The 23,525-nt window shown below is 68.2% G+C and carries 16 protein-coding genes; 14 read left to right on the forward strand and 2 right to left on the reverse strand.

The features are described 5' to 3' along the window. Positions 1-103 precede the first annotated feature (103 nt). The 11 genes from P3W75_RS08195 to P3W75_RS08245 all read left to right on the forward strand — a co-directional run bounded on the left by P3W75_RS08195 (position 104) and on the right by P3W75_RS08245 (position 14,531). Positions 104-1,537 (forward strand): mannose-1-phosphate guanylyltransferase/mannose-6-phosphate isomerase, encoded by a 1,434-nt coding sequence (locus P3W75_RS08195; protein ID WP_276226870.1) that lies wholly within the window; start codon positions 104-106, stop codon positions 1,535-1,537. 101 nt (positions 1,538-1,638) lie between these two features. Beyond that, positions 1,639-3,171 (forward strand): glycosyltransferase, encoded by a 1,533-nt coding sequence (locus P3W75_RS08200; RefSeq protein WP_276226871.1) that lies wholly within the window; start codon positions 1,639-1,641, stop codon positions 3,169-3,171. 18 nt (positions 3,172-3,189) lie between these two features. Then, entirely contained in the window at positions 3,190-4,323 is a 1,134-nt protein-coding gene (locus tag P3W75_RS08205; protein WP_276226872.1) for a PilZ domain-containing protein, read from the forward strand. An 8-nt stretch (positions 4,324-4,331) separates the two neighbouring features. Then, positions 4,332-5,786: a sel1 repeat family protein gene (locus P3W75_RS08210; RefSeq protein ID WP_276226873.1), complete on the forward strand. Its 1,455-nt coding sequence runs from the start codon at positions 4,332-4,334 to the stop codon at positions 5,784-5,786. Further along, complete coding sequence (locus tag P3W75_RS08215) at positions 5,783-7,243, forward strand: ion channel protein AlgE (RefSeq protein WP_276226874.1); 1,461 nt, start codon at positions 5,783-5,785, stop codon at positions 7,241-7,243. The genes P3W75_RS08210 and P3W75_RS08215 overlap by 4 nt, the downstream gene beginning before the upstream one ends. A gap of 16 nt (positions 7,244-7,259) precedes the next feature. Further along, positions 7,260-8,687 carry an MBOAT family O-acyltransferase gene (locus P3W75_RS08220; protein WP_276226875.1) on the forward strand — a complete coding sequence of 476 codons (1,428 nt, stop codon included), beginning with the start codon at positions 7,260-7,262 and terminating at the stop codon, positions 8,685-8,687. Positions 8,688-8,697: 10 nt separating this feature from the next. Continuing rightward, the gene (locus P3W75_RS08225; RefSeq protein ID WP_276226876.1) at positions 8,698-9,801 is read left to right on the forward strand and encodes an alginate O-acetyltransferase; all 1,104 of its coding nucleotides are present in this window, start codon (positions 8,698-8,700) and stop codon (positions 9,799-9,801) included. A 16-nt stretch (positions 9,802-9,817) separates the two neighbouring features. Next, positions 9,818-10,465 (forward strand): alginate O-acetyltransferase AlgF, encoded by a 648-nt coding sequence (locus tag P3W75_RS08230; RefSeq protein ID WP_276226877.1) that lies wholly within the window; start codon positions 9,818-9,820, stop codon positions 10,463-10,465. A 53-nt stretch (positions 10,466-10,518) separates the two neighbouring features. After that, positions 10,519-11,910, forward strand: coding sequence for an alginate O-acetyltransferase AlgX-related protein (locus tag P3W75_RS08235; protein ID WP_276226878.1), 1,392 nt, complete (start codon positions 10,519-10,521; stop codon positions 11,908-11,910). Then, positions 11,901-13,007 carry a polysaccharide lyase gene (locus P3W75_RS08240; protein ID WP_276226879.1) on the forward strand — a complete coding sequence of 369 codons (1,107 nt, stop codon included), beginning with the start codon at positions 11,901-11,903 and terminating at the stop codon, positions 13,005-13,007. Before P3W75_RS08235 ends, P3W75_RS08240 begins: the two co-directional genes overlap by 10 nt. A gap of 18 nt (positions 13,008-13,025) precedes the next feature. After that, positions 13,026-14,531, forward strand: a complete 1,506-nt coding sequence (locus tag P3W75_RS08245) for a right-handed parallel beta-helix repeat-containing protein (RefSeq protein ID WP_276226880.1) — start codon at positions 13,026-13,028, stop codon at positions 14,529-14,531. On the opposite strand, the gene P3W75_RS08250 is transcribed toward P3W75_RS08245, so the two are convergent. Then, positions 14,528-15,313, reverse strand: a complete 786-nt coding sequence (locus tag P3W75_RS08250; RefSeq protein WP_276226881.1) for a crotonase/enoyl-CoA hydratase family protein — start codon at positions 15,311-15,313, stop codon at positions 14,528-14,530. The two genes, P3W75_RS08245 and P3W75_RS08250, sit on opposite strands and share 4 nt — an antisense overlap. Positions 15,314-15,508: 195 nt before the next feature. On the opposite strand from P3W75_RS08250, the gene P3W75_RS08255 reads away from it, so the two are divergent. Continuing rightward, positions 15,509-16,900 (forward strand): multicopper oxidase family protein, encoded by a 1,392-nt coding sequence (locus tag P3W75_RS08255; protein ID WP_276226882.1) that lies wholly within the window; start codon positions 15,509-15,511, stop codon positions 16,898-16,900. Further along, complete coding sequence (tadA, locus tag P3W75_RS08260; protein ID WP_276226902.1) at positions 16,888-17,406, forward strand: tRNA adenosine(34) deaminase TadA; 519 nt, start codon at positions 16,888-16,890, stop codon at positions 17,404-17,406. Before P3W75_RS08255 ends, tadA begins: the two co-directional genes overlap by 13 nt. Before the next feature lie 424 nt (positions 17,407-17,830). On the opposite strand, the gene mltF is transcribed toward tadA, so the two are convergent. After that, on the reverse strand, positions 17,831-19,300 hold the full coding sequence (gene mltF / locus P3W75_RS08265) for a membrane-bound lytic murein transglycosylase MltF (RefSeq protein ID WP_276226883.1): 1,470 nt from the start codon (positions 19,298-19,300) through the stop codon (positions 17,831-17,833). A gap of 315 nt (positions 19,301-19,615) precedes the next feature. On the opposite strand from mltF, the gene purL reads away from it, so the two are divergent. Continuing rightward, on the forward strand, positions 19,616-23,512 hold the full coding sequence (gene purL, locus P3W75_RS08270; protein WP_276226884.1) for a phosphoribosylformylglycinamidine synthase: 3,897 nt from the start codon (positions 19,616-19,618) through the stop codon (positions 23,510-23,512). The last annotated feature ends 13 nt before the right edge of the window (positions 23,513-23,525 follow it).

A 23,525-nucleotide genomic window follows, 5' to 3' on the forward strand; every position in this document is an offset into this window, starting at 1 on the left:
CTCGCACCCGGCGCGCGCCGGAGCCGCCTTGCGCGGCCCGGCCAGGCGCCCCCTTGCACAAGACCTGCCTGTTCCAAGCACTCATGTTTTCAGGAGAGACGACATGATTCCGCTGATTTTGTCCGGTGGCAGCGGCTCGCGCCTCTGGCCGCTGTCGCGCAAGCAGCACCCCAAGCAGTTCCTCGCCCTCGCCGGCGAGCGCACCCTGTTCCAGCAGACCGTCCAGCGCCTGGCCATCGACGGGGTAGGGCGGCCGTTGGTGGTGAGCAACGAAGAGCACCGTTTCATCGTCAGTGAGCAGCTGGCGGAGATCGGCGTCGCGCCCCAGGCCATCCTGCTCGAACCCTTCGGCCGCAATACCGCGCCGGCGGTGGCCATCGCCGCCATGCACCTGCTCGCCGAAGGCCGTGACGACCTGCTGCTGGTGCTGCCGGCCGACCACGTGCTGGACGGCGGCGAAGCCTTCAGCCGGGCGCTGGAGCAGGCTCGCCGCAGCGCCGAGGCCGGGGCCCTGGTGCTGTTCGGCGTTCCCGCCGAGCGCCCGGAGACCGGCTACGGCTACATCAAGGCCGACCTCGGCGCCGCAGGTGTCGAGAACGCCGAGGGCAGCCTGGTGGTCGAGCGCTTCGTCGAGAAGCCCGACGCCGCCAGTGCCACCGCCTTCGTCAACGAAGGTGGCTACTTCTGGAACAGCGGCATGTTCCTGTTCCGTTGCAGCCGCTACCTGGAAGAGCTGCAGCGGCACAGCCCGGACATCTTCGACACCTGCCGGCTGGCCCTGGAACACAGCGCCACCGACCTGGACTTCATCCGCATCGACGCCGAGTCGTTCGCCTGCTGCCCGGACCTGTCCATCGACTATGCGGTGATGGAGAAGACCGACAGCGCCCGCGTGGTGCCGCTGGATGCCAGCTGGAGCGACGTCGGTTCCTGGTCGTCGCTGTGGGAAGTGCACGACAAGGACGCCAACGGCAACGTGACCCGTGGCGACGCCATCCTCCACGAGGCGAACAACTGCTTCGTGCACAGCAGCGGCAAGCTGGTCACCGTGCTCGGCCTGGACGACGTGGTGGTGGTCGAGACCAACGACGCGGTGATGGTCGCCCATCGCGAGCGCGCCCAGGAAATCAAGGCGCTGGTCCAGCGCCTGGACGCCGACAGCCGCCCGGAAGCCAGCCGTCACCGCCTGGTGCACCGGCCCTGGGGCTCCTACGACAGCATCGACCTGGGCAGCCGTTTCCAGGTCAAGCGCATCACCGTCAAGCCCGGCGCCAGCCTCTCGCTGCAGATGCACCACCACCGCGCCGAGCACTGGATCGTGGTCTCCGGCACCGCCTACGTGACCTGCGACGACAAGCAGTTCCTGCTCAGCGAGAACCAGTCCACCTACATCCCGGTGGCCTCGGTGCACCGCCTGGCCAACCCCGGAAAGATCCCGCTGGAAATCATCGAAGTGCAGTCAGGCAGCTACCTGGGTGAAGACGACATCGAACGGATCGAGGACGTCTACGGACGCTCCGCACCCATAGCCGGCTAGCCACCAGCGCCATCACAAGAAACCACGCCCGCCGCGGCTCGCGCCCGGCGGGCCTTGCGTGACCTTTTGCGCCGCGTTGGCGGGAAAAGAGGGGAGAAAGGATGCAAGCCAATAGTGCCGACACGGGCGTGCCCGGCGCCGGGAAGCGGTTCAGCCGCAGTTTCCTCGGCTGGGCCTGCCTGTTCGGGCTGATCGCCCTGGCCTCGGAGATGGTCGGTCCGGAATACCTGGACCCGGACCACGCCAAGTTCATCTTCATCGTCGGTGGCCTGGGCCTGTGGCGCTACAGCAACGCGGCGATCCACTTCCTGCGCGGCATGTACTTCCTGCACTGGAAGTTCCCGCGCATCCGCCGCGCGGTAGAGCGCATGGGCGACGCCGCGCTGCCGGACCACCTGTTCATGGTGGTCACCAGCTTCCGCATCCCCACCGCCACCACCTACAAGGTGTACCGCTCGGTGTTCGAGGAAGTGCAGCGCCTGCCGGTGCCGTGCACGGTGATCGCCTCGATCGTCGAGCGCGGTGACGAGAACTTCATCAAGCAGATCATGCGCGAGGTGGTCAGCGAGCGCCGCGACATCAAGCTGGTGATCGTCCGCGCCCGCGGCACCGGCAAGCGCGACGGCCTGGCCCACGCGTTCCGCGCGCTGTCGCGGCAGATGCCGCTGGAGAACTCGGCGGTGGGCGTGGTCGACGGCGACACCATCATGCTGCCCGGCTGCGTCGAGCGCGCGGTCAAGCTGTTCGCCTACCTGCCCAGCGTCGGCGGCCTGACCACCAACGAATACTGCGAGGTGGAAGGCGGCAAGCTGGTCAAGGAGTGGCACACCATGCGCTTCGTCCAGCGCCACATCAACATGTGCTCGATGGCCCTGTCCAAGCGCGTGCTGACCCTGACCGGGCGCCTGTCGTTCTTCCGCGCCAGCGTGATGACCGACCCGGACTTCATCAAGGACGTCGAGGCCGACTTCCTCGAACACTGGCGCCTGGGGCGCTTCCAGTTCCTCACCGGCGACGACAAGTCCTCCTGGTTCAGCCTGATGCGGGCCGGCTGGGACACCTTCTACGTCCCCGACAGCCACACGCTGACGGTGGAGCATCCGCCGGACAGCAACTTCTTCCGCGCGACCCGCCAGCTGATGTTCCGCTGGTACGGCAACTCGCTGCGGCAGAACTTCCGGGCCACCAGCCTGCTCGGTCTGGACCGCCTGGGAGCCTTCACCATGTACGTGCTGTACGACCAGCGCATTTCCATGTGGACCTGCCTCATGGGGCTCACCGCCTCGGTGGCGGCCTCGCTGCTGTTCGGCGTGCAGTACCTGCTGGTGTACCTGTTCTGGGTGCTGCTGTCGCGCAGCCTGGTGACCCTGCTGTTCCACTTCAGCGGGCACCCGGTCGATGCGTTGTACCCGTTCGTTCTCTATTACAACCAGATCGTGGGTTCCCTGATGAAGGTCTACGCGCTCTTCCATATGGATCAGCAGAGCTGGACCCGACAGAAGACCACCCTGGCGAACGGCCGCGTCGGTTTCGACGCGGCCCTGAACCGCTGGTCCTCGAAGGCGATGATGCTGTCCTCCATCGCGATTTTCCTCGGGGTCGTCTCGGTTCTGCTGGAACTCACGCAACTCTAAGGCATAGGCGCGCAACCCATGAACACTCCCGCAAACGTCGTCCACGAGGCGATCGACGAACGCCAGTACGTCCGCACCAAGATCCCCGCCCGGGTGATCCTCAGCGGCGGCGGCCAGCCGCAGATCGAATGCGAGCTGCAGGACATCTCCCTGGGCGGCATCGGCCTGACCCACGACCAGCCGCTGAAGATCGGCAGCCTGCTGCACGCGTCGGTCAAGCTGAAGCTGAACAAGATCGACCTCAACGTCGATGCCATGGTGAAGATCGTTTCCCAGCGCGGCAGCGAAGTCGGCGCTCAGTTCGTCGAGCTGGACGCGCAGAAGCGCGACATCCTGCGCTACATCATCAGCGCCTACATGTCCGGCGAGATCGCCGACATCAACGGCCTGTTCAACGTGATGCAGCGCGAGAACTACATCAAGGAGCGCAAGCAGAAGGGCGCCCAGCCGCGCACCTTCGGCGACCGCCTGAAGGCCGCCCTGGGCTCCCTGGCGTTCACCGCCGTGGGTCTGCTGGCGCTGACCTTCGTGGCCTACAAGGTCTACATGCTGTTCTTCCGCGTGCCGGCGGTGCAGGCCGTGGTCAGCGCCAACACCTACGTGCTGAGCATGCCGGAGAACGGCTACGTGAAGTACCTGCTCAAGCCGGGCCAGACCGAGGTCAAGGTCGGCGAGCCGGTGGCCAGCGTCTCGACCCAGCTGGCGACCCGCTTCACCACCCCGGCGGACATGGCCGCGCTGTCCAACCTGGCGCCCGGCGACGTGCAGACCCTGCTCGGCCGCGCGACCATCGAGACGGTGATCAACAGCCCCTGCGACTGCGAGCTGTACTTCCCGGCGCCGCGCCTGGACGGCTACGCCTACAAGGACGCGCCACTGGTGCACCTGGTGCCCAGGGGCGAGGACCTGTTCGTCCGCGCCAGCGTGCCGGCGGCCAAGCTCGCCGACCTCAACCGCGTGCGCTCGGTGCGCCTGAGCGTGTTCGGCGGTGAGGAGAACGTGCGCGGCGAGATCATCGGTTCCAGCGTCGACGAGAAGACCCAGAACCTGGTGCTGAACATCCGTCCGGAGCAGCCGCTGCCCCGCGACGCTTACCAGAAGCCGGCGGCGGTGGACCTGTACCTCGGCCTGCCCTCCGGCCCGAGCTTCTGAGGCTGGCGATGAAGGCGCATTCCTCCCTGCTGCTGGCCGCGCTGTTCGCCGGTTTCGCCCTCTCGGCCAACGCCGGGCAGAGCCTCGAACAGATCCGCTACGCGCTGTACAAGGACCCCAACGCCGACGTGCTGGCCGACCTGCGCGCGCTGGCCGAGCGCGGCGACCTGGCGTCCAAGCAGCTGCTTGGCGAGCGCCTGGCCGCCGGTGATTCGGCCAACGCCGAGCAGTCCCTGGCGCTGTACAAGGAGGCCTTCGCCGGCGGCCGCGGCGAGGTGCCGGCGCTGGCCTCCATGGCCCGTCTGCTCGACGCCAACCCGCGCCTGCGCAAGGCCAACGCCGAGTACGTGCGCGACGCCCTCGGACGCTACCCGCACGAGCGCGACCCGCGCACCCTGGACGCCACCCTGGAAGTCTTCGTGGTGTTCCCCGAGTACTTCGACAACGCCCGGGTGCAACGCCTGATCGAACTGTACGAAGCCTCGTGCCTGGAGTTCTGCCGGCCGCAGTTCTTCCGCGCGGTGCTCGCCGAGCGCCAGGGCCAGCGCGAGCTGGCCGAGCGCCTGTACCGCAAGTCGGTGCGCGTGGATACCCGTGCGGTGGTGCGTTACTACGAGTTCCTCGGCGACCGCCAGGACACCGAGTTCCCGGCCTTCGCGCGCAGCCTGCAGGGGCAGATGGGCAGCCTGCCGGTGGAGACGGTGCAGCGCATCGCGACCTTGCTGGACAGCATCTACTCCACCCGCAATGGCCTGGCCGCCATCGAGAACCGCGCCGCCCGCGAGGCCGACGCCGGCCTCGACGGCGACGAGAAGGACGCCGCCAAGCAGGCCGAGGAAGCCCGCGCCAAGGCCCAGCAACAGGTCGAGGCGCGGCAGAACGCCGAGGTTCGCGCCTGGCTGGACAACGCCGTGGGCCGCAACTGGGTGCCGGCGATGGTCAGCAAGGTCAACAACATGACCTCCTGGCCCACCGACTTCACCGCCGACCAGGCGCTGGCGCTGGTCGACCGCGTCGCCGCCAGCGACCCGCAGCAGGGCAAGGCGCTGCGCGTCTCGGTGCTGATGGTGACCAACTGGCTGACCCTCGACCCGGAGAAGGCCCACGGCCTGATCGAGGAACTGCTGGCCGACCACTACCGCGACGCCAACCTGCTGCTGGGTGACCTCTACAGCCGCGGCGGCCTCGACGAGGCGGACCAGGACAAGGCCCTGGCGATCTTCAAGGAGCAGGCGCGCCTGGGCGCGCCCTCGGCCTTCTACCGGATCGCCAGCATCTACTACATCGGCCGTTCCATCTGCCACGACAAGGTGCAGGCCCACGCCTATGCCGAGGCCTCCATGGGGCTCGGCGAGTTCCGTGCGCGCGGGCTGCTCAAGCGCCTGGAAAAGGACATGACCGCCGACGAGCTGGCGCGCGCCGCCGTCGTCCGCGACCAGATCATCAAGGAGTACCGGCTGTGAAGGACCTGAAGACCGTCATCGGCACCCTGGCGCTGCTCGCCCCGGTGCTGGCCCAGGCCGCCGACGAAGGCGCGTTCGATTCCCCTGCCGATAGCCATGCCGCCGCGCCGGCGTCGCTGTCGCAGACCACCCAGGCACCGGTGACCTCGGAGTTCTTCAACAAGCTGACCATGCAGGGCGGCTTCGGCCCGCAGGACTCGGTGATCGGCAACGGTCGCGAGAGCTTCTACAGCCTGCGCTACGAGCCGACCTTCATCTGGTACTCGCCGGAACAGCGCTGGGCCAAGTGGCAGGTGTTCGGCCGCGCCTGGATCAACTACGACTCCAGCCAGGCCACCACCGGGCTGCAGGACAACAACCAGCAGGCCGACCGCAGCTACGAGCGCCCCGAGTACTTCTACTCGGAGCTGCGCGAGCTGTACGTGCGACGCAACCTGATCGGCGACGACCCGCGCTTCTCCGCCTCCCTCGGCCGCCAGCGCTTCTACGACACCTACGGCATCTGGTGGGACGACAGCATCGAATCGCTGCGCCTGAACTACAACGACACCTTCGCCAACGGCTTCGTCGCCGTGGCGCAGAAGTTCTGGAACTACAACACCGACGTCAACGCCCTCGACCCGCGCGACAAGCACACCTTCTACGGCATGGGCGAATACGCCCTGCGCTGGAGCGGCAACAACTGGGTGGGCACGCGCTTCCTCTACGAGGACGACCGCTCCGACAAGGACCCGGACGACCCGCAGGACTTCACCGGCTGGCGCGCCGGGCTGTTCTTCAAGGGCGACGACCTGGATGTCACCCCGGTGTTCAGCGACTACCACCTGGAGCTGGCCGGCCTCACCGGCAAGGTGCGCAGCACCGACGACAACTACGTCAGTAGCCGCGACGACACCCGTGGCTGGATGGCCCTGGGCGAGATCGGCAAGCGCTTCGAGGCGCTGCCCTGGACGCCGCGCGTCGCCCTGCGCGGTGGCATCACCGACAAGCCTTCGGACGAGAACGACGGCTTCCGCCTGAACCGCATCGAGTCCGACCGCATCATCAACCCGGACACCTACAGCACACGCCTGGTCAGCTCCTTCGTGCGCCTGGACATGCGCAACCTGAAGTACTACGGCGTGGCCCTGGAAACCCGGCCGACCCCGCGCAGCTCGCTGGATTTCCGCGTCTCCGACCTGCGCATGCGCGACCCCGACGGCGACCTGCCGGTGCGCGTGGACCGCGAGCAGAGCCGCGAGCGCAACCGCGCGCGCGACGCCGGCACGCTCTCCGGCGGCGACTCGATCGGCCAGGTCTACGACCTCAATTACTACTGGAAGATGTTCCCGCAGGCCTGGCAGGGCAAGCACGTAGACCTCAATGCGCTGGTCAGCGCCAGCTACCTGAAGGCCGGCAGCGCGCTGCAGAGCGGCGACGACTACCAGCTGTCCTTCGGCATCGTGCTGCGTTACTAAGGAGAGGGCCCGTCCGATGATCTTCGCTTCCAACGTCTTCCTCTTCCTCTACCTGCCGGTGTTCCTGGCCATCTACTACCTGGCGCGGCCGGCCTGGCGCTCCACGGTGATCGTCGCCGGCAGCTACATCTTCTACGCCTGGTGGCGCCCGGACTTCCTCCTGCTGTTCGTCGCCATCACCTACTGGAACTACTGGTTCGGCCTGCGCATCAAGGCGCGCCTGGACGCCGGCGACAAGCGCCTGGCCCTGCGCCTGCTGTGGATCGGCATCGTCGGCAACCTGTCGACCCTGGGCTACTTCAAGTACGCCAACTTCGGCGTCGAGGTGATCGCCGCGCTGCTGGCGCCGCTGGGCATCAACACCTTCACCCTGGAGCACATCTTCCTGCCCCTGGGCATCTCCTTCTATGTGTTCCACGCCCTGAGCTACATCGTCGACATCTACCGCAAGGACGCCGAGCCGACGAACAACTTCGTCGACTTCGCCGCCTTCGTCGCGCTCTTCCCGCACCTGGTGGCCGGGCCGATCCTGCGCTACAGCCAGCTGGCCCCGCAGCTGCGCCAGCGCGAGCACTCGCTGGAGCTGTTCAGCCTGGGCGTGTGCCGTTTCCTCCAGGGCTTCATCATGAAGGTGCTGATCGCCGACAACCTGGCGCCCATGAGCGGGCTGTTCGTCGGCCAGGCAGAGCTGCAGTTCTCCGACGCCTGGTTCGGCCTGGTGGCGTCCTCGCTGCAGCTGTACTTCGACTTCGCCGGGTACAGCTGCATGGCCATCGGCCTGGCGCTGATGATGGGCTTCCGCTTCCCGGAGAACTTCAACCACCCCTGGGTCTCGCAGAGCGTCACCGAGTTCTGGCAGCGCTGGCACATGACCCTGGCGCACTTCCTGCGCGACTACGTGTACATGCCCATGGTCCGCAAGCGCTTCGCCGGCGCGCTGCCGGCGCTGGTGTACACCATGATCCTCTCCGGCCTGTGGCACGGCGCCAGCTTCGCCTTCATCTGCTGGGGCCTGTTCTTCGGCGTGGCCATGGTGGTGGAGCGCAAGCTCGGCATCGCCACCAAGCTCAACACCCCCTACAGCCTGTGGCGCAACCTGCGCACCTTCGCGCTGATCATCCTCAGCATGCCGCTGTTCTTCACCAACAACCTGGCCCACAGCCTGGACATCTACGCTGCGCTGTTCGGCCTGCACGGCTTCGGCAGCCTGGACATGTACGTGCTCGGCGCCTCGAAGATGACCATGGCCTTCACCGCCCTGGCGCTGGTGTGGCTGGCGCTGGCCGGGATCAACAACGTGCGTTTCTACGCCGGCAACAAGGACGGTTACTTCATGGCCTCGGTGAGCGGCCTGAACATGCTGCTGCTGTGGGCGGGCTTCTTCGTCGCCCTGTCGAGCCTGGCGGCGAATTCCTTCTCGCCCTTCCTCTATTTCCAGTTCTAGGAGGCCCGCCATGTTCCCGGTGATGAAATCGGCCAGCAAGCTCAACGGCATCCTGTTCATAGCGCTGATGGCGGCCATGTTCGTCTACTCGCTGCCGGCGGTGTTCGGCTTCGCCAAGGGCCAGACCGAGGCGCTCGGGCTGTTCCTCGACGGCAAGCTGCTGCGGCGTTTCGAGAAGGTCTACGACAAGCGCTTCTTCCTCCGCGAGCCCTCGGTGCGGCTGTGGGCCGACGCGCGCTTCATGCTCTTCGGCGAAGGCAGCAGCGGGGTGGTGCTGGGCAACGACGGCTGGCTGTTCACCAATCAAGAGTACCTGGTGCCCACCGACCTGCCGCACAACCTCGACCAGCAGGTGCAGCGCATCGTCGACGTGCAGCGACGCCTGCGCGAGCACGGCAAGGAGCTGATCCTGCTGCCGCTGCCGATGAAGGTCGACGTCTACGCCGAGCATGCCCGGCGCCAGCCCGACCCGCGCGCCCTGGGCCTGTACGACAGCTTCACCGCCGAGCTCGGCCAGCGCGGGGTGAAGGTCTCGCCGATCCGCGCGCCTTTCCTCGCCCAGCGCGACGCCAGCGAGCTGTTCGTGCCCAACGACACCCACTGGAGCCCGGCCGGCGCGCGCCTGGCCGCCGCCAGCTTCGCCGCCCAGCAGCCGCAGCTGGTGGGCGGCCTGGCCTACCGGTCGCAGCAGGTCGGCGAGAAGGAGCACAAGGGCGACCTGCTCAACTACATGCTGTTCAGCCCCGACCTGGCCCCGCAGGAGTTCCACCTGGCGCGCCTGCCGGTCTACGAGACCCTGCGCCAGCAGCAGCCGGTGAGCGACGACAACCTGTTCGGCGAACAGGACCCGTCGATCCTCCTGGTGGGCACCAGCTACAGCAAGATCGACGACTGGAACTTCGTCGGCTTCCTCAAGGAGGCGCTGCAGACCGACCTGGTGAGCATCGCCGTGGAAGCCCGTGGGCCGTTCCAGGCGATGGACGAATTCCTCGCCGGCAAGGAACTCCAGGACCAGGCCATCCAGACCGTGATCTGGGAATTCCCGCTGCGCACCCTGCTGGCCCAGCGCGAAGGCTCGAGCCTGGTCGCCGACGACCAGCCGCACCATTTCTGACTCCAAGGAGACCATCATGCGCAATCGCCTCACCCATCTGCTCGCCGGCGCCGTCCTGCTGCTGGGCCTGGCCGGCTTGGCCCAGGCCAAGGACAGCAATGCCGACCTGTACGACGCCGTGGCCCCGGCCGACTCGGCCTTCGTCCGCGTGCTCAACCTCAGCAGCGGCAGCGTCGAGGCCAGCCTCAGCGGCAAGATCAACCCGCAGAAGGTCGCCGGCGGCCAGCTCAGCGGCTACCGCTTCGTGCCCAAGGGCGTACACCGCATCGCCATCGGCGGGCAGAGCCTGGAGGCCGACCTCAAGCCCAACACCGCCAGCACCGTGATCTACGAGGGCGGCAAGCTGACCTTGCTGGCCGACACCTTCGTCAACGAGCCGAAGAAGGCCCAGGTCGCCTTCTACAACCTCACCGCCGAACCGGTGGCGCTGAAGACCGTGGACGGCAAGCACGCCATCGTCGAGGCGCTACCGCAGAACCAGACCGGCGGGCGCATGGTGAACGAGATCAAGATCGCCTTCGCCGCCTACGCCGGCGACAAGAGCCTGGCCACCTTCGACGAGCAGTTCCTCAAGAAGGGCCGCTCCTACAGCTACCTGCTGCTGCCGGCCGGCTCCGGCTTCCGGACCATCAGCCTGGCCAACGCCATCGACCCCAGCGAGTGACCACCAGGCGCCGCCGGCACGGGCGGCGCCTTTCCCCCTCAGCGGATGAACCCATGAAGAAATTCCTGCAGCTCGGCCTCGCGCTCCTCGCCTGTGGCGCCAGCCTGGCCGGCGCGGCCGCCGACAAGAGCGCCTGCAGCGGCCTCGAATGCATGGTCTGCCCGGCGCTGACCGACCCGGCGCAGTACGCCACCGGCAACATGAAGCTGATGCGCGACATCGCCCCGGGCAAGGACCGCTGGCTGTTCCGCTCGGCCGTGGACCTGACCAACGAGTTCGGCATCCCGGCCCCGATGCGCCCGGAGTTCGCCCGGCTGATGGCCACCTTCGCCGCCCACGGCACCCACGTGGTGTTCGCCGTGCAGCCCACCCGTGGGCTGATGCACCGCGACAAGATCGACCCGCAGCGCGCCTACGGTTTCGACTACGCCAAGGCCAGCACCAGCCTGCGCGCCTTCCTCGGCCAGCTGCGCGCCGGTGGCGCCGTGGTGCCGGACGTGATGCAACTGGTGGAGCACCCGCCGCAGAAGGAATACTTCTTCCGCCGCGACCACCACTGGACCCCGGCCGGCGCCGAGGCCACCGCCAAGCTGGTCGCCGAAGAGGTGCGCCGCCAGCCGTTCTACGCGAGCCTGGCGAAGAAGAAGTACCGCACCGAGCCCGGCGTCATGGTGCCCAAGGACGGCACCATGAACCTGGCGCTGGGGCGCATCTGCGGCAACAACTACAGCTTCCAGTACACCCGCGGCTTCCAGACGGTGCCGGTGAACGACGACGCCAGCGCGCTGTTCGACGAGGCCCCGGACCCGGAAGTGGTGCTGGTGGGCACCAGTAACTCGGCCTCCCGCGAAGACGAGAGCAAGCAGTTCAACTTCGACGGTTTCCTCAAGCAGGACCTCGACGTCGACATCCTCAACTACGCGCTGCCCGGCGCCGGCCAGGACGGCGCGCTGCTGGAGTACCTGCAGTCGCCCAACTACTCGGTGAAGAAACCGCCGAAGATGATCATCTGGGAACTGCCGGCCAACTACCGGCTGGACAGCCCGCTGAGCTACCGCCAGCTGATCCCGGCGATCAATGGCGGCTGCTCGGCCCTGGCGCTGGCGAAGAACAAGGTGGAGCGCACGCAGCTGAAGGTCGGCGACCGCATCGAGCTGCTGAGCAACGCCGGCGAGCAGCGCAAGGACTTCACCGGCCTGGATGGCCTGCTGGACATCAAGGTCAGCGACAAGAACGTCAAGGACTTCTACGTCATCGTCTATTACGACAACGGCGAGCGCGACAAGGTGTGGTTCCGCCGCGAGGCCATCGTCACCGGCGGCCAGTACTACCTGGAACTGAGTCGCGCCGAGAACTTCCGCAAGGCCAACCTGCTTTCGGTATTCATGGAACCGACCCAGGCCAGCGCCGGGCCGGCCTCGGTGGAGGTCCAGCTATGCCGTTGAAACCCCTGGCCGCCGCGCTCTGCGGCCTGTGCCTGGCCGCGCAGGCGCAGGCCACCACCAGCATCTGGGCGCCCCAGGCCACGCCGCAGGCGGCGCTGCTCGGCGACTACCACGCGGTGAGCTGCGAGAAGACGCCGCCGCCGGCCTACACCGGGCCGCTGCAACTGCAGAGCAAGTACGACCAGAGCGACGTCACCAAGTCGACCCTGAGCGGCCGCCAGGACGCCTCGACGAAGCAGATCCAGGCCCAGGTGAAGACCTACATCGGCGGCCTGATCCAGGCCTCCAAGTACTTCCAGCGGGCCAAGGACGGCGAGCGCGCGACCCTCGCCGTGGGCTGCTTCGACCAGTGGCTGGAAGCCTGGGCGCGCGGCGGAGCGCTGCTCAACCCGGACGCCAGCAGCACCGGCATGGCCGGGCGCAAGTGGGCGCTGGCGGCCATCGCCGGCAGCGTGCTGCGGGTGCAGGCGCTGAGCGATGGGCGCTTCCGCCTCTCGACGAGCGAGCGCGACTGGCTGCAGCGCCTGGCCGAGCGGGTGATCGCCGAGTACCAGCCGCGCCGCACGGCGGAGTTCCGCTACTTCAACAACCACGACTACTGGGCCGGCTGGGCGGTCTCGGCCACCGGCATGGCGCTGGGCCGCGACGACTTCATCGCCTGGGGCGACGGCAGCCTGCGCCGCGCCTTGCAGCAGATCACCCCGTCGACCCACGGCGACTACGCCTACCTGCCGCTGGAAGTGGCGCGCGGCAAGCTGGCCTCGACCTACACCCAGTACGCCCTGGTGCCGCTGATGCTGCTGGTGGAAACCGCCGAGGCCAACGGCCGCCCGCTCAGCCCCGAGGAGCAGCGCAAGCTGCAGCAGCTGGCGACCTTCGCCGCCCGCGCGGCCATGGAGCCGGACACCCTGGACGAGCTGGGCGGCCAGTCCCAGGAAGACCCGGCCACCTACAAGCTGGTCTGGCTGCTGCCGTTCCTCGCGCGTTATCCGCAGCACCCCTGGGCGCGCAAGCTGTACCAGGAAGAGGACGGCGAAGTGGACAACTACAGCCAGATCGGCGGCGCGATCAAACCCTTCTACCCGCGCGCGCACTGATTCGAGGACGACCGCTCTATGAACAACACAGGACTACGCGCGGCCCGCCTCGGGCTGCTTCTCGGCGCTACCCTGGCCCTCGCCGGGCAGGCCCAGGCGGCCAGCTACGGCCTGGCCCAGCCGCGCCTGGAGGTGGTGGCCGGCGCCGACCTGCGCGCCGAGGCCGGCGAGCTGCGCGCGCAGCTGGAGGGCGAGCGCCTGCCGGCGCCGAACCTGCAGGCGCCGGCCGGGCGCGGCAGCGTCGCGGTGCAGCCGATGTTCTCCTCGCAGCAGGGCAGCTGGCCCTTCGAGCCCTTCGTCAACGACGGCCTGTTCCGCGCCATCGCCGGCTACCAGGCGCACCACCCGCAGGCCCTGGTGCTCAGCGGCGGCAGCCTGACCCTGGAGCAGCTCGCCGCCAGCGTCAACGACCCGCGCATCCTGCGCCGGCACAAGGACGGCTACCTGCTCAGCTACCCGCTGGTGATCGGCCCCGGCGCGGCGCTGCTGGTGCAGGGCCAGACGCTGTACCTGTACACCTACTCCGGCACCGCGATCATCAACCAGGGCCTGCTCAGCCTGGAGAAGGCCGGTGTGGAGAGCTGGAATGGCGACAAGCCGCAATCCACCGACCGCCCGTACCGCCCGTTCATCATGGCCTGGGCCGGCAGCCGCGTGCGCGTGGAGGACTCGACCCTGCGCCGGCTGGGCTACAACGCCAACCTGACGCGCGGCCTGACCACCGCCCGCAGCACCCAGCAGGCGGCCACGGTGGCGCCGGCGCAGGTGCTGGTGCGCAACAGCCGCTTCGAGGACCTGTCCTCCGGGCTGGAACTGCAGGCGGCGCTGGCACGGGTGGAGGGCAACCGGTTCAGCGCCATGCAGCAGTACGCCGTGGACCTGCGCGACAGCCGCGCCGAGGTGCGCGACAACCGCATCGATGGCGTGGAGAACAACAGCGGCATCCGCGTACGCGGCAGCTTCGCCGGGCGCCTGGCGGACAACCGCATCCTGCGCACCGCCAAGGCCGGCATCGAGGTCAACGGTTTCAGTGGCCGGCTGGCGATCAACCACAACGTGCTGGGCGAGTCGCGCGGCAACGCCATCCAGCTGCGCGACATCGCCAGCGCCGCCGACACCCGCCTGCTGCTCGACGGCAACCTGATCGGCAACAGCCAGGGCAGCGCCATCGACGCGGCGGGCGTGGCCTCGGCCTACCTGCTGGACAACCGCATCGGCGGCAGCCCGGAGTACGCCATCAGCGTGCGCAACCCGACGCGCCTGGCCGGGCGCCTGGTGCTTACCGGCAACCGCCTGGACGGCATCGGCAAGGCCCTGGTGCGGGTCGAAGGGGTGGACGAGGTGGTGCTCGGCGGCAACAGTTACCAGGGCAACCCGCCGTTGCAGAACATCCTCATCGGCGACCTGCTGCCGGTGCAGAGCCAGCTGCTCGACAGCACCGTGCGCAACGCCTGCTTCGTGCGCATCGCCACCGGCGGCAGCCCCGGCGCCGCGCAACCGACGCCGGACTGCCGCGGCAGTTAGCGGCCGACGAAGTTCGCCTCGCGGCGTTCGAGGAAGGAGGCCACGCCTTCCTTGACGTCCTCGCTGCCCATCAGCGGCTGCAGGTCCGGCAGCAGCCGGCGCGCGGCTTCCGCCTCGCCCTCGGCCAGGGCCAGGCGCGCGCTGGCCAGGGTGGCGCGCACGCCCAGCGGGGCCTGGCGGGCGATGCGCTCGGCGATGCCGAGGGCCACCGCGAAGGCCTCGTCCGGCGCCGTCACCTCCTGCACCAGGCCCATGCGCAGGGCCTCCTGGGCGCCGAATTCGTCGCCGGTCAGCAGGTAGCGCATGCTGTTGCCCCAGCCGATGTTCTGCACGAAGCGGATGGTCGCCCCGCCCACGGCGTAGATGCCGCGCTTCACCTCGATCTGGCCGAAACGCGCGTCGTCGCCGGCGACCCGCACGTCGGCGGCCAGCATCAGCTCCAGCGCGGCGGTGAAGCAGACGCCGCGCGCCGCCACCACCAGGGGCTTGCTCACCCGTCGCGCCGGGTCCAGGCCGAAGGGGTCGCAGGCGCCGGGGCGCAGCTCGGGGAAGCGGCCCTGGGCGAACTGCGGGCCCCACTTGTCCAGTTCGAGGCCGGCGCAGAAGTGGCGGCCCTCGCCGTAGAGCAGGCCGCAACGCAGCTGCTCGTCGCGCTCCAGCTCGCCATAGGCGTCGGCCAGCTCCTGGTACAGCTCGACGTCCATGGCGTTGTACTTCTCCGGACGGTTCAGCCCGATGCACAGCACATGGCCCCGGCGTTCCACTTTCAGTTTTTCGCTCATGCTTCGACTCTCCACGCTGATTGCTGGCAGGCTATCCAGATAGCTTCCCGGGGCGCGGCTGTCCATGTCTGTCTTCGATTGGCTCTGGCATCGGTCGGCTTGCGACATAAGGAAGCGCCTTCGCCCTCGCCACGGCCCCGGCAAAAATGAGAAAATCTTGCATTTGCGAGATACCCGCAAGGGGATGGGGGAGACATGAGCTTTACCCGCAGACAGGTACTGGGCGGCATCGCCGGCCTCGCCGTGGTCGGCCTTGGCGCCGGCGGCGCGCGCCTGTGGCTGGCGCGCCCGCAGGTGGCGGCCGAACACGACTACGAACTGATCGCCGCGCCCATGGACCTGGAACTGGTGCCCGGGCACAAGACCCCGGCGCTGCTCTACGGCGGGCGCTTCCCCGGCTTCGAGATCCGTGCCCGGCAAGGCGACTGGCTGCGCGTGCGCTTCACCAACAAGCTCGACGAGCCGACCACCATCCACTGGCACGGCATCCGCCTGCCGATCGAGATGGACGGCGTGCCCTACATCTCGCAGCCGCCGGTGCAGCCGGGGCAGAGCTTCATCTACCAGTTCAAGACCCCGGACGCCGGCAGCTACTGGTACCACCCGCACCTGATGAGCAGCGAGCAGCTCGGCCGCGGCCTGGTCGGTCCGCTGATCATCGACGAGCGCGAGCCCAGCGGCTTCAGCCACGAGAAGATCCTCTGCCTGAAGACCTGGCACGTGGACGAGCAAGGCGCCTTCACCGCCTTCAGCGTGCCGCGCGAGGCCGCCCGCGAGGGCACCCGTGGCAGCCTGTCGACCATCAACGGGCAGAACGTGCCGGTGATCGAGCTGCCCGCCGGGCAGGTCACCCGGGTGCGCATCCTGAACATCGACAACACCGTGACCTACCGCCTCAACCTGGCGGGTTGCGAGGCGAAGATCTACGCCATGGACGGGCACCCGGTGCAGCCGCGGGACATGGACGAGCAGGTCTGGATCGGCCCGGGCATGCGCCTGGAGCTGGCCGTGCGCGGCCCCGCCGAGGGCGAGGAAGTGTCCCTGCGCGACGGCGTGGTGCGCCTGGGCACGCTGCGCGGCGTGGCGCCGCTCAAGGGCGGTTCGGCCGACTGGCCGGCGGCGCTGCCGGCCAACCCGGTGAGCGAGCCGGACCTGGCGAAGGCCGAGACCCTCGACTTCAAGTTCGAGTGGGTCGGCGCCATGACCGACTATTCCAAGGGCCAGGAAACCCCGTCGTTGTGGCAGATCAACGGCGTGGCCTGGCAGGGCGGCGAGGAGCACAAGCACAACGCGCCGCCGCTGGCCAAGCTGGAACTGGGCAAGAGCTACATCTTCACCCTGCGCAACCTGACCCAGTACCAGCACCCGATCCACCTGCACGGCATGACCTTCAAGGTGCTGGCGTCGAACCGCCGCAAGATCATCCCGTACTACAGTGATACCTACCTGCTGGGCAAGAACGAGAGCGCGAAGGTGGCGCTGGTGGCGGACAACCCCGGCCTGTGGATGTTCCACTGCCACGTCATCGACCATATGGAGACCGGCCTGATGGGCACCATCGCCGTGGGTGACGCCTGGTGCGGCTGACCAACAGCAAGGGCCACCCGACCGTGAAGGGCCTGGCCCCGGTGATCGACCGCAGCCGTGATCGCGAATTCATGCGCGCGGCCATGGCCCTGGCCGAACAGGGCGCGGCCCTGGGCGAGGTGCCGGTGGGCGCGGTGCTGGTGCTGGACGGCCAGGTGATCGGCCGCGGCTTCAACCAGCCGATCACCGCCCACGACCCCAGCGCCCATGCCGAGATGGTCGCCATCCGCGAAGCTTCGGCGGCGGCCGGCAACTACCGGCTGCCGGGCAGCACCCTGTACGTGACCCTGGAGCCCTGCAGCATGTGCGCCGGCCTGCTGGTGCACGCGCGCATCCAGCGCCTGGTCTACGCGGCCACGGAGCCGAAGTCGGGGGTGGTCATCAGTCGCGGCGAGTTCTTCGCCCAGGACTTCCTCAACCACCGGGTGCTGGTGGAAGGCGGGGTGCTGGCGGAGGAGTGCAGCGCGATGCTCTCGGCCTTCTTCAAGGCGCGGCGCAAGGGCTAGGGCGGGAGCCGCTGTTGCCAGCCATGGCGGCGGGTAACGGCGATTCTTTCCACCGAGCGCCATCCCTCCCGTCGTCATCCCCGCGAATGCGGGGACCCAGAGACGTCTTGTTGTTCGGTGTAGCGCGCCGCTCCGGTGCGCACGGATATTCCTCTGCGTCGTAGGGCGAATAACGCCTACGGCGTTATCCGTCGTTATCGTCGGCTCCGGCGCTCGGGCCAGCGGCGGATAACCGCGAACGGTTATTCGCCCTACGTTCCTGCGTTCACGGGAATGATGGAGTGGAAGGATGGCGCCGAGCTATCCGCTTACGCCGGACGGCCCCCTCTCCCGCTTGCGGGAGAGGGTTGCGGAGTCAATCACAGGGACCGCAGTCACCGGGAGCACCGTTAGCGAACAAGCTCGCGCCTACAAGCCGGGAGCTTCAAAGCTTCTCGTCAGGCTCGTCGCCAGGCTTGGTCTTGTTCACGCCCGGCAGGTGCAGGCCGCTTTCGGCCAGCTGGCCGCCTTCGAGCTGCGGCTGGGTCACCCAGGTGAGGATGTCGTAGTAGCGCCGCACGTTCTGCACGAAGTGCACCGTCTCGCCGCCACGGGCGTAGCCGTAGCGGGTCTTGCGGAACCATTGCTTCTGCGACAGGCGCGGCAGCATCTTCTTCACGTCCAGCCACTTGTCCGGGTTCAGGCCTTCCTGCTGGGCCAGCTTGCGGGCGTCGTCGAGGTGGGCGCTGCCGATGTTGTAGGAAGCCAGGGCGAACCAGCTGCGGTCCGGCTCCTTGATGCTATCCGGGAGTTCGTCGCGGACCTGATCGAAGTACTTGCCGCCGCCCTGGATGCTCTGCTTCGGGTCCAGTCGGTTGGACACGCCCATCGCCTGCGCCGTGCGGTTGGTCAGCATCATCAGGCCGCGCACGCCGGTCTTGGAGGTGGCGTCGGGCTGCCACATGGATTCCTGGTAGCCGATCGCGGCGAGCAGGCGCCAGTCCACCTTCAGGCTCTGGGCGATCTGCTTGAAGTGCGTCTCGTAGCGCGGCAGGCGCTGCTGCAGGTGCTGGGCGAAGGTGTAGGCGCCGACGTAGCCGAGCACGTCGACGTGGCCGTAGTAGCGGTCCTTGAGGTGCTGCAGGGTGCCGTCCTGCTTGACCTTGTCGAGGAACTTGTTGACCTCGGCGAACAGGCTGTCGTCCGTACCGCCCGGCAGGGCCCAGGCCAGGCCGCGGGCGTCGCCGAGGTCGAAGGCGACGCGCACATTGGGGAAGTAGACCTGGTTCATCGCCAGTTCGTTGGAGTCGATCAGGGTCAGGTCGATGTCGCCGACGTCCACCATGCGCAGCAGGTCGACCATCTCGTCGGCGTCGGATTCCTGGTACTCCAGCTTCGGGTACTGCTTCTTCAGCTCGGCGAGCTGGGCGGCGTGGCTGCTGCCCTTGAGTACCACGATGCGCTTGCCGACCAGGTCTTCCGGGCGGGTCGGGCGCGGGTCGCCGTTGCGATAGACCACCTGCGGGGTGACGTCGAGGTAGGAGTGCGAGAAGCGCACCAGGTCGGCGCGCTCGCCCCCCGGCGTGAGGCCGGCGGCGGCGAGGGAGGGACCGCCTTCCTGGCCGAGCTTGCTATAGAGGTCGTCGAGGTTGTCGGCGGTCTCCATCTGCAGCTTCACCCCCAGATGATCGGCGAAGCGCTTGGCCAGCTCGTATTCGAAGCCGGTCTCGCCGTTGCGGTCCTGGAAGTAGGTGGCCGGGCTGTTGCGGGTGATCACGCGCAGCACCCCGTCCTTCTGCACTTGCTCCAGGGCCGTCGGGACTTTCGCCTCGGTGCAGCCGGAGAGCAGCAGAAAGATACAGGTCGCCAGGATCCATACGGCGGAGCGCACGCGGGACAGGTTCGGGGCAAACATCGACGCAGTATATCCCAAGGTCGCGGAGCCCAATATCTGGACAGCTTCCGGCATCTCTGCTAGCGGTCGTCCGCCGGGGCCCGCCCGGGGCGTCGCCGCGGGGCCGGCACCCCGGCGCTGCGCGGGGTGCGCAGGGCTGCTCTCGAAACGCTTCGAAGATGAATGGCGTCCGCCGGGCGCCCAATGGCAGAAAGCGACCAGCGACGACCGCGCCGCGGGTGCCGTCGCGCCGCGCTTTACGGTAGAATGCACGGCCTCTGCCGGCCGCCCCTCCCGGCCCCGCACATTCCCCTGTCTCCAGAGGCTGTTCCGACAATGCTGATCCTGCGCGGCACTCCCGCTCTTTCCGCTTTCCGCCACGGCAAACTGCTCGACCTGCTGACCCGGCAGGTACCCGCCGTCACCGGGCTGTACGCCGAGTTCGCGCACTTCGCCGAAGTGAGCGGCGCGCTGACCGCCGATGAGGAGCAGGTGCTCGGCCGGCTGCTGAAGTACGGCCCGAGCGTACCGGTGCAGGAGCCCAAGGGCCGTCTGTTCCTGGTGGTACCGCGTTTCGGCACCATCTCGCCGTGGTCCAGCAAGGCCACCGACATCGCCCGCAACTGTGGCCTGGCGAAGATCGAGCGGATCGAGCGCGGCATCGCCTACTACGTCGCCGGTGAGCTCTCCGAGGCTGACGCCGCGCATGTCGCCGCGCGCCTGCACGACCGCATGACCCAGTTGGTGCTGGCGCAGCTGGAAGAGGCCGCCGGCCTGTTCAGCCACGCCCAGCCCAAGCCGCTGACCGCCGTCGACATCCTCGCCGGCGGCCGCGCCGCGCTGGAGAAAGCCAACGTCGCGCTGGGCCTGGCCCTGGCCGAGGACGAGATCGACTACCTGGTGAAGAGCTTCGTCGAGCTGGGGCGCAACCCCCACGACGTCGAGCTGATGATGTTCGCCCAGGCCAACTCCGAGCACTGCCGCCACAAGATCTTCAACGCCAGTTGGGATATCGACGGCCAGGCCCAGGACAAGAGCCTGTTCGGCATGATCAAGAACACCTATGAAATGCACCGCGAAGGCGTGCTGTCCGCGTACAAGGACAACGCCGCGGTCATGGTGGGTTCGGTCGCCGGGCGCTTCTACCCCAACGCGCAGACCCGCCAGTACGGCGCCAGCCAGGAGCCGGTGCACATCCTGATGAAGGTCGAGACGCACAACCACCCGACCGCCATCGCCCCGTTCCCCGGCGCCTCCACCGGCTCCGGTGGCGAGATCCGCGACGAAGGTGCCACCGGTCGCGGCGCCAAGCCCAAGGCCGGCCTGGTCGGCTTCACCGTGTCGAACCTGAACATCCCCGGTTTCGAGCAGCCCTGGGAAGTGCCCTACGGCAAGCCCGAGCGCATCGTCACCGCGCTGGACATCATGATCGAGGGCCCGCTGGGCGGCGCCGCGTTCAACAACGAATTCGGCCGTCCCAACCTGACCGGCTACTTCCGTACCTTCGAGCAGGCCGTGGCGACCCCGCGCGGCGAGGAAGTGCGCGGCTACCACAAGCCGATCATGATCGCCGGCGGCCTCGGCAACATCCGCGAAGACCACGTGCAGAAGGGCGAGATCAGCGTCGGCGCCAAGCTCATCGTGCTCGGCGGCCCGGCCATGCTCATCGGCCTGGGCGGCGGCGCGGCTTCCTCCATGGCCACCGGCGCTTCCGCCGCGGACCTGGACTTCGCCTCGGTACAGCGCGAGAACCCGGAAATGGAACGCCGTTGCCAGGAGGTCATCGACCGCTGCTGGCAGCTGGGCGCGAACAACCCGATCAAGTTCATCCACGACGTCGGCGCCGGCGGCATTTCCAACGCCCTGCCGGAACTGATCAACGACGGTGGCCGTGGCGGCCGCTTCGAACTGCGCGCGGTGCCCAACGACGAGCCGGGCATGAGCCCGCTGGAAATCTGGTGCAACGAGTCGCAGGAGCGCTACGTGATGTCGGTGGACGCCGCCGACTTCGAGACCTTCAAGGCCATCTGCGAGCGCGAGCGCTGCCCGTTCGCGGTGGTCGGCGAGGCCATCGCCGAGCCGCATCTGACCGTGGCCGACAGCCACTTCGGCAACAAGCCGGTGGACATGCCGCTCGACGTGCTGCTCGGCAAGCCGCCGCGCATGCACCGCTCGGTCAGCCGCGAAGCGGAGATCGGCGATGACTTCAGCGCCGCCGCCCTGGACATCGGCGAGGCCACCGAGCGCGTGCTGCGCCACCCGGCCGTGGCCAGCAAGAGCTTCCTGATCACCATCGGCGACCGCACCATCACCGGCCTGGTGGCCCGCGACCAGTTCGTCGGCCCGTGGCAGGTTCCGGTGGCCGACTGCGCCGTCACCGCCACCAGCTTCGACGTCTACACCGGCGAAGCCATGGCCATGGGCGAACGCACCCCGCTGGCCCTGCTCGACGCCCCGGCGTCGGGCCGCATGGCCATCGGCGAGACCATCACCAACCTGGCCGCCGCCAGCATCGGCGCGATCTCCGACATCAAGCTGTCGGCCAACTGGATGGCCGCCGCCGGCCACCCGGGCGAGGATGCGCGCCTGTACGACACCGTCAAGGCGGTGGGCATGGAGCTGTGCCCGGCGCTGGGCATCACCATCCCGGTGGGCAAGGACTCCATGTCCATGAAGACCCGCTGGCAGGACGAGGGCGTGGAGAAGAGCGTCACCGCGCCGATGTCGCTGATCATCTCCGGCTTCGCCCCGGTCACCGACGTGCGTCGCACCCTGACCCCGCAGCTGCGCCTGGACAAGGGCGACAGCGACCTGATCCTGATCGACCTGGGCCGCGGCAAGAACCGCCTGGGTGGTTCGATCCTGGCGCAGACCTACGGCAAGATCGGCCAGCAGGCCCCGGACGTCGACGACGCCGAGGACCTCAAGGCGTTCTTCGCGGTGATCCAGGGCCTCAACGCCGACGGTCACCTGCTGGCCTACCACGACCGTTCCGACGGTGGCCTGCTGGCCGCCGCGCTGGAAATGGCCTTCGCCGGCCACTGCGGCCTGAACCTGCACGCCGACGACCTGGCCGCCAGCCGCGAAGAACTGGGCGCCGCGCTGTTCAGCGAGGAACTGGGCGCGATCATCCAGGTGCGCAGCGAGGCCTCCGCCGAAGTGCTGGCGCAGTTCAGCGCCGCCGGCCTGGGCGACTGCGTCGCGGTTATCGGCCAGCCGGTCGCCGGCGACGAGATCGAGCTGAGCTTCAACGGCGAGCCGGTGTACAACGCCGAGCGTCGCCTGCTGCAGCGCGTCTGGAGCGAAACCAGCTACCAGATCCAGCGCCTGCGCGACAACGCCGACTGCGCCGACCAGGAATTCGATGTCCTGCTGGAGCAGGACAACCCCGGCCTGTCGACCAAGCTCAGCTTCGACGTCAGCGACGACATCGCCGCGCCCTACATCAAGAAAGGCCTGCGCCCGCAGGTGGCGATCCTCCGCGAGCAGGGCGTCAACGGCCAGGTGGAGATGGCCGCGGCCTTCGACCGCGCCGGCTTCGCCGCGGTGGACGTGCACATGAGCGACATCCTCGCCGGTCGCGTCAGCCTGGAAGACTTCAAGGGCCTGGTGGCCTGCGGTGGCTTCTCCTACGGCGACGTGCTCGGCGCCGGTGAGGGCTGGGCCAAGTCGATCCTCTTCAACGCCCGTGCCCGTGACGGCTTCCAGGCCTTCTTCGAGCGCAAGGACAGCTTCGCCCTGGGCGTGTGCAACGGTTGCCAGATGATGTCCAACCTGCACGAGCTGATTCCCGGCACCGAGTTCTGGCCGCACTTCGTGCGCAACCGCTCCGAGCAGTTCGAAGCGCGCGTGGCCATGGTCCAGGTGCAGGAATCGCAGTCGATCTTCCTGCAGGGCATGGCCGGTTCGCGCCTGCCGATCGCCATCGCCCACGGCGAAGGCCACGCGGAGTTCGAGAGCGAGGAAGCCCTGCTCGAGTCGGACCTGTCCGGCTGCGTGGCGCTGCGCTTCGTCGACAACCACGGCAAGGTCACCGAAGCCTACCCGGCGAACCCCAACGGCTCGCCGCGCGGGATCACCGGCCTGACCAGCCGCGACGGCCGCGTGACCATCATGATGCCGCACCCCGAGCGGGTGTTCCGCGCCGTGCAGAACTCCTGGCGCCCGGACGAGTGGCAGGAAGACGGCGGCTGGATGCGCATGTTCCGCAACGCCCGCGTCTGGGTCGGCTAAGGCCGTATCTGAC

It is taken from the genome of Pseudomonas citronellolis (assembly GCF_029335315.1).
In the GTDB taxonomy this organism is placed as follows: Bacteria; Pseudomonadota; Gammaproteobacteria; order Pseudomonadales; family Pseudomonadaceae; genus Pseudomonas; species Pseudomonas citronellolis_A.